The 15560-nt window shown below is 67.4% G+C and carries 15 protein-coding genes; 10 read left to right on the top strand and 5 right to left on the bottom strand.

Annotated elements, in window-relative coordinates:
* Positions 1-69 precede the first annotated feature (69 nt).
* Positions 70-1968, bottom strand: coding sequence for a glycoside hydrolase family 15 protein (locus tag ACYVN4_RS30225; RefSeq protein WP_460726746.1), 1899 nt, complete (start codon positions 1966-1968; stop codon positions 70-72).
* 246 nt (positions 1969-2214) lie between these two features.
* Here ACYVN4_RS30225 and ACYVN4_RS30230 point away from each other — a divergent pair, with 246 nt between their 5' ends.
* A complete protein-coding gene (locus ACYVN4_RS30230) occupies positions 2215-2445 on the top strand; it encodes a hypothetical protein (RefSeq protein ID WP_460726748.1) in 231 nt (76 codons plus the stop codon).
* Positions 2446-2573: 128 nt separating this feature from the next.
* The gene (locus ACYVN4_RS30235; protein ID WP_460725404.1) at positions 2574-2825 is read left to right on the top strand and encodes a hypothetical protein; all 252 of its coding nucleotides are present in this window, start codon (positions 2574-2576) and stop codon (positions 2823-2825) included.
* Here ACYVN4_RS30235 and ACYVN4_RS30240 read toward each other — a convergent pair.
* Positions 2822-3862: a M48 family metallopeptidase gene (locus ACYVN4_RS30240; protein WP_460725405.1), complete on the bottom strand. Its 1041-nt coding sequence runs from the start codon at positions 3860-3862 to the stop codon at positions 2822-2824. The genes ACYVN4_RS30235 and ACYVN4_RS30240 overlap by 4 nt on opposite strands.
* A 162-nt stretch (positions 3863-4024) precedes the next feature.
* Between ACYVN4_RS30240 and ACYVN4_RS30245 the strand changes: the two genes are divergently transcribed.
* The 6 genes from ACYVN4_RS30245 to ACYVN4_RS30270 all read left to right on the top strand — a co-directional run bounded on the left by ACYVN4_RS30245 (position 4025) and on the right by ACYVN4_RS30270 (position 9805).
* The gene (locus tag ACYVN4_RS30245) at positions 4025-4114 is read left to right on the top strand and encodes an Ms4533A family Cys-rich leader peptide (protein WP_328601465.1); all 90 of its coding nucleotides are present in this window, start codon (positions 4025-4027) and stop codon (positions 4112-4114) included.
* Between the two features lie 185 nt (positions 4115-4299).
* A complete protein-coding gene (locus ACYVN4_RS30250) occupies positions 4300-5337 on the top strand; it encodes a sulfate ABC transporter substrate-binding protein (RefSeq protein ID WP_460725406.1) in 1038 nt (345 codons plus the stop codon).
* Positions 5338-5372: 35 nt separating this feature from the next.
* Positions 5373-6272: a sulfate ABC transporter permease subunit CysT gene (cysT, locus tag ACYVN4_RS30255; RefSeq protein WP_460725407.1), complete on the top strand. Its 900-nt coding sequence runs from the start codon at positions 5373-5375 to the stop codon at positions 6270-6272.
* A complete protein-coding gene (gene cysW, locus ACYVN4_RS30260; protein WP_460725408.1) occupies positions 6273-7082 on the top strand; it encodes a sulfate ABC transporter permease subunit CysW in 810 nt (269 codons plus the stop codon).
* Positions 7079-8074 (top strand): sulfate/molybdate ABC transporter ATP-binding protein, encoded by a 996-nt coding sequence (locus ACYVN4_RS30265; RefSeq protein ID WP_460725409.1) that lies wholly within the window; start codon positions 7079-7081, stop codon positions 8072-8074. Before cysW ends, ACYVN4_RS30265 begins: the two co-directional genes overlap by 4 nt.
* 168 nt (positions 8075-8242) lie before the next feature.
* Positions 8243-9805, top strand: coding sequence for a flavin-containing monooxygenase (locus tag ACYVN4_RS30270; RefSeq protein ID WP_460725410.1), 1563 nt, complete (start codon positions 8243-8245; stop codon positions 9803-9805).
* 117 nt (positions 9806-9922) lie between these two features.
* Here ACYVN4_RS30270 and ACYVN4_RS30275 read toward each other — a convergent pair whose 3' ends face one another.
* Positions 9923-13102: an acetyl-CoA carboxylase family protein gene (locus ACYVN4_RS30275; protein WP_460725411.1), complete on the bottom strand. Its 3180-nt coding sequence runs from the start codon at positions 13100-13102 to the stop codon at positions 9923-9925.
* Between the two features lie 153 nt (positions 13103-13255).
* On the opposite strand from ACYVN4_RS30275, the gene ACYVN4_RS30280 reads away from it, so the two are divergent.
* Together ACYVN4_RS30280 and ACYVN4_RS30285 are read left to right on the top strand one after the other, a co-directional pair.
* Positions 13256-13576: an Rpn family recombination-promoting nuclease/putative transposase gene (locus tag ACYVN4_RS30280; protein ID WP_460725412.1), complete on the top strand. Its 321-nt coding sequence runs from the start codon at positions 13256-13258 to the stop codon at positions 13574-13576.
* Positions 13573-13797, top strand: coding sequence for a hypothetical protein (locus tag ACYVN4_RS30285; protein ID WP_460725413.1), 225 nt, complete (start codon positions 13573-13575; stop codon positions 13795-13797). The genes ACYVN4_RS30280 and ACYVN4_RS30285 overlap by 4 nt, the downstream gene beginning before the upstream one ends.
* 91 nt (positions 13798-13888) lie before the next feature.
* Here ACYVN4_RS30285 and ACYVN4_RS30290 read toward each other — a convergent pair whose 3' ends face one another.
* Positions 13889-14209 (bottom strand): hypothetical protein, encoded by a 321-nt coding sequence (locus tag ACYVN4_RS30290; protein WP_460725414.1) that lies wholly within the window; start codon positions 14207-14209, stop codon positions 13889-13891.
* A 223-nt stretch (positions 14210-14432) separates the two neighbouring features.
* A complete protein-coding gene (locus tag ACYVN4_RS30295; protein WP_460725415.1) occupies positions 14433-15521 on the bottom strand; it encodes a CobW family GTP-binding protein in 1089 nt (362 codons plus the stop codon).
* Positions 15522-15560: the final 39 nt, after the last annotated feature.

Consider the following 15560-nt stretch of genomic DNA (forward strand, 5'->3'; position numbering starts at 1 on the left):
CTTTTGGCCGGAATCCAACGCCCGTAGGTGTGGATCCCGGCCAAAAGCATGCCGGGATGACGAGGGTGCTCAGCGTCCCGGGTGCGCCGGGTTGAAGGTGCTCGCGGTGCGGGAATCCTCCGCCCGGATCACGTGCATGACGGCATTGATCAACGCCAGGTGGGTGAACGCCTGCGGGAAGTTGCCCAGGTGCCGCCCGTTGCGGGGGTCGATCTCCTCCGCGTACAGCTTGAGCGGGCTGGCGTACCCGAGCAGCCGCTCGCACAGGTGCCGGGCCCGGGCCAGCTCGCCGATCTCCACCAGAGCCGACACCAGCCAGAACGAGCAGATGGTGAAGGAGCCCTCCGCGCCGGACAGGCCGTCGTCGGTGGTCTCGGTGCGATAGCGCAGGACGAGACCGTGCTCGGTGAGCTCGTCGGCGATGGCGAGCACGGTGGCCCGCACCCGGTGATCACTGGGCGGCAGGAAGCGGGTCAGCACCACCAGCAACAGCGAGGCGTCCAGGCTGTCGCTGCCGTAGCTCTGGGTGAACACGCCCGCGGCATTGACGCCGTTGTCGAGGATGTCGGCCCGGATCTCGTCGGCGATGTCGTGCCACTTCTTGGCGTAGTCCATTTCCCCGTGCAGCTCGGCCAGTTTCGCGCCGCGATCCAGGGCCACCCAGCACATCACTTTGGAGGAGGTGAAGTGCTGCGGTTCCCCGCGCACCTCCCAGATGCCGCGATCGGGGTTGCGCCAGTTCTCGATCGCCGCCTGCACCTGCCGTTCCAGCATGGGCCACAACGTCTCCGGCACCTGCTGACGCGACTTCACATGCAGGTAAACAGAATCCAGGATGGTGCCCCAGATATCGTGCTGGTCCTGGTTGTAGGCCCCGTTGCCGATGCGCACCGGTCGCGCACCGTCGTAGCCCGACAGCTGCGGTACCTCGGATTCGGTGATCTCCCGTTCCCCGCCGATGCCGTAGAGCACCTGCAGTGGAGTGGGTTTGCCGTTCTCGTCGGTGGTCACGTCGTGCAGGAAGGCGAAGAAATCGTCGGCCTCGCGATCCAGTCCGAGCGTGTACAGGCCCCACAGGGCGAACGAGGAGTCGCGCACCCAGGTGTAGCGGTAGTCCCAATTGCGTTCGCCGCCCGGGGTTTCCGGCAGCGAGGTGGTCGCGGCGGCCAGCAGCGCGCCGGTCGGCGCGTAGGTGAGGCCCTTGAGGGTCAGCGCGCTGCGCTGCAGGAATCCGCGCCACGGATGATCGGGGAAGCGGCCCTGCGTGATCCACTGCCGCCAGTATTCGGTGGTCTGCCACATCTTCTCCGCCGCCTCGGCGAAGGTGTGCGGCGGTTCCAGATCCGACCAGGACAGGGCGACGAAGACCTCGTCGCCCTCCTTCATGCGGGTGCGGGCCCGCGCCTCCCGGCCCTCGATGCCCAGCCGCAGATCGGTGGTGAGCGTCAAGGGCGGGCAGCCCTCGATCTGAGACCTGGCGCTGGCCTGTTCGTAGACGGTGCCGCTGTACTCCCAGCTGGCCGGGCCATTGTGATAGTCGAAGGCGGGCTCGCAGCTCATCTCCAGCTCGACCACGCCGTTCACGCATTTCACGGTGCGCAGCAGGATGTGCTCGGCATCCCAGTCCATGGGTGTCCGCTTGTGGGTGCGGCTGCGCGAGCGATTGTTGTGCCAGGGACCCAGCACCAGCGCGTCGCGCACGATGAGCCAGCCGGTCTCGGTCTGCCAGGTGGTCTCCACGATCAGCCCGCCGGGCAGATAGCGGCGTGCGGCGGGCACATTGCGGCCGTAGGGGCCGAGGCGGAAATGCCCGGCGCTGCGGTCGAGCATGGCCCCGAAGATGCTGGGGGAGTCCGGTCGCGGCACGCACATCCACTCCACCGAGCCGTTGCGGGCGATGAGGCAGTTGGTCTCGCAGTCCGACAGGAAGGCGTAATCGTCGATGGGGGGAAACACGGAGTGATGCATACCACCCGTCGCGGACGGCAGATAGTTGTCCGACAGGGCCGGATCATTGCGGTCGATGCCCTCGCGCGGGGCGTCTACCGAGGCAGGATCGTCGAAGTCCAGGACTGGATCGATACCGATCTCACTGCCGAGCGGGCGGTCCGAGGATTCGGGTTCGTCATACGACTCCATAACAGACATGATCGGCCTGTCCGGCCCGAATCGTCCACCATTGCCGCTTCGGCCTAGGCTGGGGTCGTGCATGCGATGGCAAGTTGGTGGGACAGCGTCGAACTGTGGGTGGCCGGGCTGCCCTTCGTTCCCCAGTTCGCGGTGGTGCTGGCCGCCATGGTGCCGGTCTGCCTGGCCATTGCCTACGTGCTGGACCGAACGCTGCGGGTGGTGCTGCACGTGCTCGGCCGCGATCGGATCGCCGCCCGCGAGGCCACGGTCCCCGCCGCTGCGCAGCCGCGCCGCATTCGGAAGGAAGCTGCCTGAGATGCCGCGTTCCCGTGTCCAGCTTGCCCTGATCGCACTGCTTGTTCTTGTGGTAGTCGCCTGGTTGTTCACTCGCTGAGCGAGTTTCGGTACCGCCGGGGCGAATTCTCCGCGTACTGTGCTGACCCATGTCGACAACCGATGAAGGTCTGGAACTCGTGCTGTCCGACGAGGACTTCGACGACGAGCCCCGTCTGATCGCCACCCACTACACCGGCCCCGAAGAGGCCATCGAGATGGTGAAGGCCGCCCAGCTGTTGGGTCTGGGCGTTCGCCTCAGCAACCGCATCCGCCCGGACGAGGAAGATGCCGAGAGTGCCACCGAAGAGTGGATGCTCGACATCTTCGAAACCCCGCCCGTGGTCGACGCGGAGGATTAATCCGACCCGCGGATTCGCTTCCCCAGCTTCGACAGCGTCTCGCTGACTTCCTGACCCACCGTGCTCACCGTCTCGCCGACATCCCGGCCCAGGTTGCGCACGGTGCGGATCAGGGGGTCCTCGGACTGTTCGAAATTCTCCCGGTACGCCCGCGCAGCGTGTTTGATCTCCTCGCTGATGCGGGCGTCCTTGTCCTGATCCCGGCGCGGGTACTGGCCGTCGAGGATGCGGTCGTAGTCACCGCTGGCGATCCAGCGCCGCAGCTCGGCCGCCCGCAGCACCGAGAACGGGTGCGTCTGTAGTTCCAGGTTCAGCAGTTTGAGCACGCCGTCGCGCAGGTCGCCCGCGCGGTCGTAGTCGTCGGCCTGGGCCAGGAACGCGGCGTGGCTCATCTCGTCGACTCGCGAGCCGCCCGCCAGCTTCATGTGCACCCGCACCGAGGCCTCGACGTCCTGCCCGACCAGCAGCCCCGCCCGGTCGCCCGACAGTTCGGACTTGCGGCTCCACTCCAGCAGCGCGGCCACGATGGCCCGCAAGGCCCAGCCGCCCACCGGCATCCAGCCGATACTGCCCGCCAGCCGCATCAGGTGCATGAGCATGGTCCGGTAGACCGCGTGGCCCGACAGTGCGTGCCCGAGTTCGTGCCCGACGGTGAAGCGCAACTCCTCGGGATCCAGCAGATCCAGCAGCCCTGTGGTGAGCACGATGAAGGGCCGGTCCATGCCGATGGTGAAGGCATTGGCGCTCGGGTGCTGCAGGATGAACATCTCGGGCGTGCGCTGCGCGTCCAGGATCTTGACGGCGTCCTCGCGCAACTGATGGATGTTCTTGAACTGCCGCTCGTCGACCCGTACCGCGGTCGCCAAGTACATGAGCCGATGCTGCCGCTCCTGCAACAACCCCGACAGCGTGCGCAACAGCGTGTCGAATCCGCTGAGCTGGCGCAGGCCGACCAGGGCGGTGCGGTCGGCGGGATGTTCCCAGGCGCGGGTGGAGATGCCGGGGAACTCCCGGCGGAGGCGAGCGGGTGTGGTCATCGGAATTCCCCCGTGTTGTCGGCCGGTGCGGTGAGTCGCGTACCAGTCTGCCGAATTCTCGCCGGAGTTGCCGTCGAGATTCCGGCCAGAGTTGCGCTCGAGGCGATTTCAACCCCCGTCCGGGATTGGCCGCCTGACGTGGAGCTCTGCTAAAGTCGCGGCGTGTCTTCGAGTGTTGTGCCCCAGGTCCGCCATGAATTGGCGTTGATCGCGGTGGGCTGCCTCGCGGTTGCCGACATTCACTGTCGCTGATCAACCGATCGGGCACTGCTGCACGTCTGAGTAGACTTGGCGCGCATTCTTTTCGCAGTTCGTGTTCGTCTCCGGCGGCCTTCGGGCCGAGCGCCACCGTCACGACTGTGTTCCTGACGGGTCTACGGCAACGTCATCTCCGCCGGCCAGGTCCCCCCGGCGGATCGCTCGAAAGGTCCACGCCGATGTCCCGCAATATTCGTCTCTCCCGCCGATCTACCTTCGCCGTCGCTCTCACCGCGGTCGCGGCCACCGTGCTCACCGCGTGCAGCGGCGGCGCCAGCGACTCGAAGGACAGCGGCACGCAGGCCGGAGGCGGCGGCAATATCAACCTGTACGCCTACTCGGTGGCGAAGGCCGCCTACGACAAGGTGATTCCGGTCTACAACAAGACCGATGCGGGCAAGGGCACCCAGTTCCAGGCCTCCTACGGTCCCTCCGGTGATCAGTCCCGCAAGGTGAAGGACGGGGCCGACGCCGACGTGGTGAGCTTCTCCGTCGAGCCCGACATCACCCGCCTGGTGGACTCCGGTCAGATCGACGCGAGCTGGAATGCCGACGCCAACAAGGGCGTCCCGTTCGGTTCGGTGGTGGCGATCGCGGTGCGCAAGGGCAACCCGAAGGGCATTCACACCTGGGACGACCTGCTCAAGCCGGGCATCGAGGTGGTCACCCCCAACCCGTTCAGCTCGGGCTCGGCCAAGTGGAACCTGCTGGCCCCCTACGCCGCCAAGAGCGAGGGCGGCAAGAACCCGCAGGCCGGTCTGGACTACCTGGGCCAGCTGCTGGGACACGTGCACGTGCAGCCGAAGTCGGGTCGTGAGGCCACCGACGCCTTCCTGCAGGGCACCGGCGATGTGCTGATCAGCTACGAGAACGAGGCCATCTTCTCCGAGAGCAAGGGTGACCCGATCGAGCACTTCGTGCCCGACACCACCTTCCGCATCGACAACCCGGTCGCGGTGCTCAAGAACGCCAAGAACCTGAAGCAGGCCACCGCCTTCCGCGACTTCCTCTACACCAAGGATGCGCAGCAGGCGTTCGCCGAGGCGGGCTTCCGTCCGGTCGATCCGCAGGTGCGCGCGGATCACGCCAAGGACTTCCCGACCCCGGCCAAGCTGTACACCATCGACGACCTGGGCGGCTGGAAGACCGTGGACAAGGACCTGTTCACGCCGAACACCGGTTCGGTGGCCCAGTTGTACGACAAGGCGACCAAGTAACCGGGTGACCTGCGACACAAGCGATACTCGACACCGTGAGTGACAGCAGTTCGAGCGCCGGAGCCGATCTCGGTTCCGGCGTTTCGGTAGACGACAAGCCGCGCGGCACGCGCCCGAATCGGGTCCGTTCCTGGCTGCGGGTGAGTGGATCGGTCGGTCCGCTCGGCATCGGCACCTCCGTGCTGTGGCTCAGCATCATCGTGCTGCTGCCGCTGGCCGCATTGACCGTCAAGTCCTTCGAGAACGGCTGGTCCGGGTTCTGGGACGCGGTCACGGCACCGGGTGCGCTGGATGCCCTGAAGGTCACCGTCTTCGTCTCGATCATCGTGACGTTGATCAATGTGGTGATGGGCACGCTCATCGCCTGGGTGCTGGTGCGTGACGAATTCCCGGGCAAGGCGATTGTGAACGGTCTCATCGACCTGCCGTTCGCGCTGCCCACCATCGTCGCCAGCATCGTGCTGCTGGCCCTGTACGGGCCGCAGTCGCCGTTCGACATCCACCTCAATGCCACCCAGCCGGGTCTCGTTGTGGCGCTGGCTTTCGTGACGCTGCCATTCGTGGTGCGTTCGGTGCAGCCGGTGCTCATCGAGGCGGATCGGGATGTGGAGCAGGCGGCCGCGTCGCTGGGCGCGGACAACTGGACCACCTTCCGGACCATCGTGCTGCCGACGCTCGCCCCCGCGATCGTGAGCGGTTCGGGGCTGGCCTTCGCGCGTGCCATCGGCGAGTACGGGTCGGTGGTGCTGATCGGCGGCGGCATCCCGAAGAAGACGCAGATGGCCTCGCAGTACATCCAGCAGCAGATCGAGGTGGATCGGCCGGTAAACGCCGCCGCGGTCTCGGTCGCGCTGCTGGCGATCTCGCTGCTCACCCTGTTCGTGCTGCGGGTCACCTCGGACCGGTTGGCGCGCAAGGAAAGGGAGGCGGCGTAGATGAGACTCGGCTTCTGGACCAAGATCTCGCTGCGCACGGTCGCGCTGGCGTATCTGTTCGTGCTGCTGGTGGTGCCGCTGGGCATCATCCTGTGGCGCACCTTCGGGGACGGTCTCGGCGCGTTCTACGACTCGATCTCGACCCCGGCCGCCATCTCGGCGTTCAACCTGACCATCACGATCGTGGCGATCACGGTGCCGGTGAACGTGATCTTCGGGGTGATCATCGCGCTCGCCCTGGTGCGCGGGAAGTTCCCCGGCCGCAATCTGCTGCAGGCCGTGGTGGATCTGCCGATGGCGACCTCGCCTGTCGTGGTGGGTGTTTCGCTGATCCTGCTGTGGGGTGCCAACGGCTGGTTCGGTGGGCTGGACCACCACGGGTTGAAGATCATCTTCAATCTGCCGGGCATGGTCATCGCCACCATCTTCGTGACGCTGCCGTTCGTGGTGCGCGAGGTGGAGCCGGTGCTGCACGAGATCGGCGACGATCAGGAGCAGGCCGCGGCCACCCTGGGCGCGTCGGGCTGGCAGACGTTCTGGCGCATCACGCTGCCCGCGATCCGCTGGGGCCTGACCTACGGCATCGTGCTGACCGTGGCCCGCGCGCTGGGCGAATTCGGCGCGGTGATCATGGTGTCGACCGGTCTGCCGGGTAAGTCGCAGACGCTCACCCTGCTGGTGAACGGGCGCTACGTGAACGACCACAACACCTTCGGCGCGTACTGCGCGGCGACCCTGCTGATGGGCATCGCCCTTGTTGTCCTTCTGCTCATGACCCTCCTAGAACGCAAGCGGGGCACTGCCAAATGATCACCGTGACCAATGCGAACAAGCGCTACGGCACCTTCGCCGCGTTGAACGACGTGAGCATCGACATCCCCTCCGGCGAGCTGACCGCACTGCTCGGGCCGTCGGGTTCGGGCAAGTCGACGCTGCTGCGGTCGATCGCCGGGCTCGAGAATCTGGACAACGGCGTCGTCACCATCGCGGGCAAGGACGTCACCAATGTGTCCCCGCAGAAGCGCGACATCGGTTTCGTGTTCCAGCATTACGCGGCGTTCAAGCACATGACCGTGCGCGACAATGTGGCCTTCGGGCTCAAGATCCGCAAACGGCCCAAGGCCGAGATCAAGAAGAAGGTCGACGACCTCCTGGAGATCGTCGGCCTGGACGGCTTCCAGCACCGCTATCCGGCGCAACTCTCGGGTGGTCAGCGCCAGCGCATGGCCCTGGCCCGCGCGCTCGCGGTGGACCCGCAGGTGCTGCTGCTCGACGAGCCGTTCGGCGCGCTGGACGCGAAAGTCCGTGCGGACCTGCGCACCTGGCTGCGCCGCCTGCACGAGGAAGTCCACGTCACCACCGTCCTGGTCACCCACGACCAGGAGGAGGCCCTGGATGTGGCCGACCGGATCGCGGTCATGAACAAGGGCCGCATCGAACAGGTCGGCAGCCCCGAGGACGTGTACGACCGGCCCGCCAACGAATTCGTCATGTCGTTCCTGGGTGCGGTGGCCAAGCTCAACGGACACCTGGTGCGGCCGCACGATATTCGCGTCGGCCGGGATCCGAGCATGGCGCTGGCCGCGCACGAGGGCACCGCGCAGTCCGCGGGCGTCACTCGCGCGACGGTGGAGCGGGTCGTGCACCTGGGCTTCGAGGTGCGCGTCGAACTGCGCAACGCGGCCACCGGTGACCTGTTCACCGCGCAGGTCACCCGGGGTGACGCCGAGGCGTTGCACCTGGCCGAGGGCGAGACCGTCTATGCCCGTGCCACCCGGATTCCGGAGCTCCCGATCTCGTAAATTCGTCCCGTTCAGGCGATTTCGGCCGAAAGTCGCGACACGCCGATCCGTTGACACAGTTGGCGAGTCGCCTCGACGCGTGCACACCGCGCCCCGCGCTGCCGTAGCGTGTGCCCGGGCTGTGATCATGGGTCCAGCGGGCGTGCAGGTCCAGAGGGGACATCGGACGTGGCGAGTGCGGGCGGCAAACGTGTCGGGATCATCGGCGCGGGCATCGCGGGGCTGGTGACCGCGAAGGTGATGCGGGACGACGGATTCGAGGTCGTCGTCTTCGACAAGGAGGACGCCGCGGGCGGTGTCTGGATCGAGGCGAGAACGTATCCGGGACTGCGCACCAACAACTCCCGGGACACCTACGCCTACTCCGAGCACCCGTACCCGGAATCGGCCGACGTGTTCCCGACCGCGCCGCAGGTGCGTGACTATCTCGCCTCCTTCGTGGAGCGCTTCGGGCTGGCGCCGCTGCTGCGGCTGTCCACCGAAGTGATCCGGGTGGCGGAGCTCGAGGACGGCTTCGAGCTGAAGGTGTGCGGCCCCGACGGGGTCGAGGACCTGCGCTTCGATTTCGTGGTGGTATGCGCGGGCGTGTTCTCGACCCCGCAGGTTCCGGTCATCGAGGGCGGCAACGAGTTCGGGGGACTGCTGCTGCACTCCAGCCAGGCCGTCGATCCGGCGCTGGTCAAGGGCAAGCGGGTGCTGGTGGTCGGGGCCGGGAAGTCGGCGCTGGACTGCGCCGCCTGGGCGGGGGAGCACGCGCGCGACACCACGCTGGTGTTCCGCAAGGCGCATCCGATGCTGCCGCGATTCCTGCCCGGGGGCACACCGTCGGATCGAATCGTGTTGAACCGCTTCGCCGAAGCGTTCTTCCGGTATCACCGGCAGAACCGGATCGAACGGTTCCTGCACGGGCCGGGCAAGGGGCTCACGGAACGGTATTGGCGTTCGGTGTCGGCGTTCACGCGGTTGGCGCTGCGCTGTCCCAAGGCCATGATTCCCGACGCGCCGCTGCCCGCCGGGATCGAGAATCTGGGCATCAGCGACGAGTTCTTCCGGATGGCGCGACGCGGGCGAATCACCATGCGGCGCGACACCATTGCCGCCTTCCCCGGCAGTACCGCGGTCGAGTTGGCCGGGGGTGACCGGCTCGACGCCGATATCGTCGTCTTCGCCACCGGGTGGCGGCAGGAACTGGAATTCCTTGCGCCCGAACTGGAGAAGGTCGTCCGCGAAGAGGGCCGCTTCCGGCTCTACCGCCACATCCTGCCGCCGACGTTGCCCCGGCTGGGTTTTGTCGGTTACGGATCCTCCGACGCCTGCCAGCTGACCGCGGAGGTGTCCGCGCACTGGCTGTCCCAGCATTTCCTGGGTGAGCTGGCGGTGCCGAAGGTCGACGACATGCACAGTGAGATCACGCGGGTCGGCCGTTGGCTGGCCGAGGTCATGCCCGCGCGGCCGGAGGGCTACTACCTCGGGCCTTACCTCACCCACCACATCGACGAGCTGATGCGCGACATGGGGCTGCCCGTGCGGCGCACCGACAACTTCATCGCCGAATACTTCGACACTCTGCTGCCCGGCCGCTACGCCGACCTCACCGAGGAGCGGCTGCGGGTTCGGGCCAGCGGGTTGCGGCGGCGGAGGTATTTGAGTGCGCGCCAATCCTTGGGCGGAGTCGCGGCGATCACGCTGGCCTATGCGATCCTTCGCCGCCTGCGCGGAACGTCAACCTAATCCCGCCCCACCTGTCATTCCGGCGTGCTCTTGGCCGGAATCCAACGCGATTGGTGTGGATCCCGGCCAAAAGCATGCCGGGATGACGAGGGGTCCTGGGATGAAGGGCGGGGAATCTCAGCGCAGCGTGCGGATCCAGCGGCGGGTGTCGGCGGGATCGATGACGTCGTCGAGTTCGAGAACCGTTGCCGCGGTGAGGGCTTTGCCCGCATCGTAGGCGGCCTTGACCAGGGCGTCGAAGGCTGCCTGGCGTTGCACCGGGTCCTCGAGCGCCGCGAGTTCTTTCGCGAAGCCCAGCCGGACCGCGCCTTCCAGACCCATGCCGCCGATTTCGCCGGTGGGCCAGGCGATCACGAAGCGGGGTGCGCGGAAGGAGCCCGCCGCCATGGCCTGCGCGCCCAGGCCGTAGCCCTTGCGCAGGATGACGGTGCCGAAGGGGACCTCGAGGGCGGCGGCGTCGATGAACAGGCGGCTGAACTTGGTGACGGTGGCGTGTTCCTCGGCTTCCGGGCCGACCATGAAACCCGGTGTGTCACAGAGTGAGACGATGGGCAGGCCGTGCGCGCCGCACAGTTGCAGGAAGGCGCTGAGCTTGTCGGCGGCGGGTGCGTCGATCGCGCCGCCGAGGTGGTGGCAGTCATTGGCGATGAGCCCGAACGGGCGGCCTTCGACACGGACCAGCGCGGTCACAACCCCGACACCCCAGTCGCGGCGCACTTCGAGGACGGAGCCGACATCCACCACCGACTCGATGGCGGCGCGGATGTCGAAGGCGTGCAGCCGATTCTCCGGCACCACATGCCGGGCCAAGCGCGGATCGGGGGCTTCCCAATCTTCCAGGGCCCCTCGGAAATACGACAGGTACCGACGAGCGACCGCCACTGCCTCGGCCTCGTCGGCGGCCACCACGTGGATGACTCCGTTGCGGCGCTGCACCGATACCGGCCCGATGTCCTCGGGCGCGTACACGCCCAGCCCACCGCCCTCGATCATGGCCGGTCCGCCCATGCCGATATTGGCGTCGGGGGTGGCGATCACGACATCGCACATGCCCAGCAGGGCCGCGTTCCCGGCGAAGCAGCGGCCCGACACGATGCCGATCAACGGCACCTTGCCCGACAGCGCGCCCATGGCGCGAAAGGTGGTGACGTCGAGTCCGGAGATGCCGCCGTGGTCGGTGTCGCCGGGCCGTCCGCCGCCGCCCTCGGTGAAGAACACCACCGGAAGGCGTTGCTCGCGAGCCAGTTCCAGCATGCGGTCGGTCTTGACGTGATTGCGCATGCCCTGGGTGCCCGCCAGCACGGTGTAGTCGTAGGACATGATCAGCGCCCGGGAATGGTCGGGGCCGAAGCGATCGGCATTGACCGTGGCGACCCCGGCGATCAGGCCGTCGGCGGGGGTGTTGGCGATCAGGTCCTCGAGGCTGCGGCGGCTGCGCTGCGCGGCGACCGCGAGCGCGCCGTACTCCACGAAGCTGTCCGCGTCGACCAGATCGGTGATGTTCTCGCGGGCGGTGCGGCGGCCCAGGCGATGCCGCTTGGCGACCGCGGTCGAGCGCTCGGCGTCGAGGGTCGTCTCGTGGCGGGCGCGCACCTCGGCGAGATCGGCGCGCACCGAGTCCAGGTCCACCACGGTCGATTCCGTCGCCGGGCCGTCGTGATCGGCCGCCACCCAGGTCACCAGCACGGCGTGCGGATCGACCACGTCGCCCGGCGCGACCGCGTGCCGCAGCACCCGCAGGGGTTCGGTGGCGCGCAGCACGTGCTGCATCTTCATCGCTTCCAGCACGGCGACTTCCGCGCCGGTGGCGAGGACGGTGCCCGGCTCGGCGAGCGATACGACGGTGGCGCCCATGGGGGAGCGCAGGGCCTGTTCTTCCTCGGTGAGCTCGAACGCGGTGGCGTTCGCCTGCTCCTGGGATTGTGGTGGTGTCGGGGCCTCGTAACCCTCTGCCCGCGTGCGCAATTCGTCGAGCTGCTCTTCGAACCAGTCCGTAGTCACCGGTCCGCCCGCGCTCAATTCGGCCAGCACCGCACGCAGCAGCGGCAGGTTGGTATCGACCCCGCCGATCACCGTCTCCGCCAGCGCATCCGAACAGCGTTGCAGTGCAGCCGGATACGACGAGGCGTGCGCGATGATCTTCGCCAGCAGGGAATCGAATCGCACCCCCTGCCGCATGCCCACCTGCGCGGCCGTGTCGACGCGGACCCCGAAACCGGTGGGCGCGTCGAACCGCGCGATCACCCCGGCGCTCGGCAGGATCGCCCCGTCGGCGGCCAGCAGTTCGGCATTCACCCGGGCTTGCACCGCCCAGCCGCGCGGCTCGTGTTTGGGCAGATCCAGCTCCGCCAAGGTCTTGCCGCGCGCCAGGTCCAGTTGCACCGCAACCAGATCCACGCCCATCACCGCCTCGGTGACGGTGTGCTCCACCTGCAGTCGCGGATTCACCTCCAGGAACCACACATTCGGGCCCTCGACCAGGAACTCCACGGTGATCACGCCGCGGCAGCCCACCGCCTCCGCAATCAGCACCGCCTCTCGATGCACCCGATCACGCACTCCCACCGGCAGTTCCGGTGCGGGCGCAACCTCGACGAGCTTCTGCCGCCGCCGCTGCACACTGCAATCCCGATCGCCCAACGCCACCGCCGCAACCCCGTCGGCCACCACCTGCACCTCGATATGCCGGGCCCGGGTCACCAGCGCTTCGGCGTACACCCTGTCGTCGCCGAATCCGGCCAGCGCCTCGGCCCGGCACCGCTCGACGGCCTCGGCCACCAGCGTCGGGTCCACGACCGGCCGCATCCCGCGCCCGCCGCCGCCCGCGGCAGCCTTCACCATCACCCCGCCCGGATGATCGGCCAGGAACGCCGCCACCTCATCGGCCGAAACCCCCGACTTGGTCGCAGGCAGCAACGTCGCCCCCGCCTGGGCGGCCGCCTCCCGCGCCGCCACCTTGTCCCCGAAAACCCGCAGCACCTCCGGCGAAGGCCCGATATAGATCAGCCCCGCCGCCGCGCAGGCGGTCGCGAACTCCGCACTCTCACTGAGAAACCCGTACCCCGGATGCACCAGCGCGCCAGTCCCACAGGCTGCAGCCGCCCGCACCACCGAATCGATGTCGAGATACCCGGCGACCCCGCTCCCCGCCATCACAATCGGCACGTCCGCCAACCGCACGGCCAAACTCCCCGAGTCCTCGGCGGTATGCAACACCACCGTCTCGTACCCGAGCTCCCGAGCCGTCCGCACGACCCGGACCGCCACCTCACCACGATTAGCCACCACAACTCGCACGCCGCCAGGCTATGGCAAGAATCACCAACGGGTCAGAACTTGGTCGCATAGCAGTCGTAGTTCCGCAGCTGGTACCGGGCGTTGCGCGTGTCGGGATCGCATGTCTGCGTGAAATCGATTGCGAGGCAGGACGACAGCGTAGGTTGCCCGACTATGGCTGAGACGCCGAGCAATCCGCATGACGCCTACTTCCGGCGTGTTCTCGGTCGCCCTATTGATGCCGCTGGAGAGTTGCGAGCCAATATGCCTCCGGCCCTTGTTCCACGGGTGCGGTGGGACGAACTGACACTGGAGCCGTGCAGCTTCGTCTCCCCACAGCTACGGTCCCGCTTCAGTGACTTGTTGTTCAGCACTCGACTCGACAGCCGCGAAGCCCTGATCTACATGCTGATCGAGCACCAGAGTCGCCCATTGAAGCTGATCTCGACGCCTTCATCGGACAGCTCGGCCCTCAGGCCAAGGAGGTCATCATGACAACTGCGGACCGCTTGCGCGCCGAGGGGGAGGCCAGGGGAGAAGCTCGCGGTGAGATTCGTGGGCGGGTCTTGGCGCTGATCGACATATTGACTCTGAAATTTGGTGACTTGTCCGCAGAGGTTGCGGCGACGGTGCATGGGGCAGATTCAGACCTGCTGCAGGTGTGGACCGCGCGGGTGCTGACTGCGGACACGCTTGACGAGGTCTTTCAGCCGTAATCGTCGAAGATCGGTCGATTGATGCGACGCGCTTGCACGGCGGTCGCTGATCGCGGACGCACCGGAAGTATGTTCGGTGGATGCATTGGGATCAGATGACGGCTACGCCCGGGGCGCTGCGGACGGCGGCGGCGCGGTTGCGGCGCGGGGTGGGGCAGTTGGAGATTCTGGCGGCGATCATCGAGGCCGCGGAGGGGCCTTGGCTGGGGGCGATGGATTCGGATGGGCGGGGGACCGCTGAGTTGCGGATGCATTTGGCGGGGAAGTATCGGTTCACCGCGGTGGTGACCAGCATGGGGAAGTTGTCGATGGCGGAGATGAATTCGCCGGGGCGGGGGAAGCGGTCGGAGTTGGTGTTGTCGACCAAGGCCGCGCAGCGCAAGGGGTTCGACAATCCGAAGGATGTGCCCAAGCCGCAGGAGTGGGTCGACTATGTGGTCGGGTGGGTGAAGTACGCGAGTGCCGAGGTGGGGCGGCGCGATGTGGTGGAGTGGCAGCTCAAGGCGGCCGATCAGCGGTTGGCCGCGATGAACGACAGTGTCGAGACCATGCGGGTCGCGCTGGCCGAGCGCGAGCAGATGCGCGATGAGCTGGCCGCCGAGGTGGCCGAGCTACGCGCGGAATTCGAGGCGGAGTCAGCCCTCGCCGACAAGCGCGTCGTCGGCCGGGACGTAGCGCCAGACGGGGAGCAGGGCGTGGTCGTCGAGGGGGTCGTCGGCGCGGTGGACGGTGGCGTCGAGGCGGGCGCGGATGTCGTGCTCGTCGAGGCCGGAGCCGATGAGGACCAGAGTGCTGACCCGGGGCTCGTGCCGGGACCAGGCGGTGGGTTCGAGGGTGATGTGGCGGCCGACCATGTGCAGCACGAACTTTCGCCGGTCGTCGGGCACGGCGAACCCCAGCACGCCCTTGGCGCGGAACAGTCCTGACGGCGGATCCTCCAGCAGCGCAATGAGTTCGCGCGGATTCAGGTCCGTGTCGGAGGTGAAGGAGACGCTGTCGTAGGCGTCGTGCAGGTGCCGGTGATCACAGCCGCCGTCGTGGCAGTGCTCGCCGTGCTCGTGCGGCATGGGCTCGTCGTGCAGTAGCTCGTCGAAGCTGAGCTGTTCACCGACGCGAGGCTGCTGCGGATCGCGAGTGGGCACATCGAACAGCAGTCCCGGATCGATGCGCCCGTGGCTGGTCGGATACACGGGCACCTGCCCGACCAGTTCGCTGATCTCCGAGCGCAGCCGCTCCAGTTCGGCCGGCTCGACCCGGTCGGCCTTGTTGAGCACCACCAGATCCGCCATGCGCAGATGGGTGACGAGTTCCGGGTGCTGAGCACTGCTTTCGGGAAAGTGCTCGGCGTCGACGAGTTCGACCAGCCCGCCGTACCGAATGCGCGGATTGTCGCTGTTGACCACCATCCGAATGAGATTGCGCGGCTCGGCCAGCCCGCTGGCCTCCACCACGATCACGTCGATCTTCTGCCGCGGATGCGCCAGCCGGTCGAACAGATCGTCCAGTTCGCTCACGTCCACCGCGCAGCACACGCACCCGTTGCCCAGCGAGACCATGGCGTCGACCTGCCCGGCCACCAGCATGGCGTCGATATTGACCGCCCCGAAGTCGTTGACCACCACGCCGATCCGCAGGTTCCGGGTCCGCAGCAACCGGTTGAGCAGCGTCGTCTTCCCGGCACCGAGGAACCCGGCCACGATCAGGACTGGGATGCGCCGGCTCACGTGGCCACCTTACCCAGCAGAAACCATCCGGAAATAACC

The organism is Nocardia heshunensis (assembly GCF_054782115.1).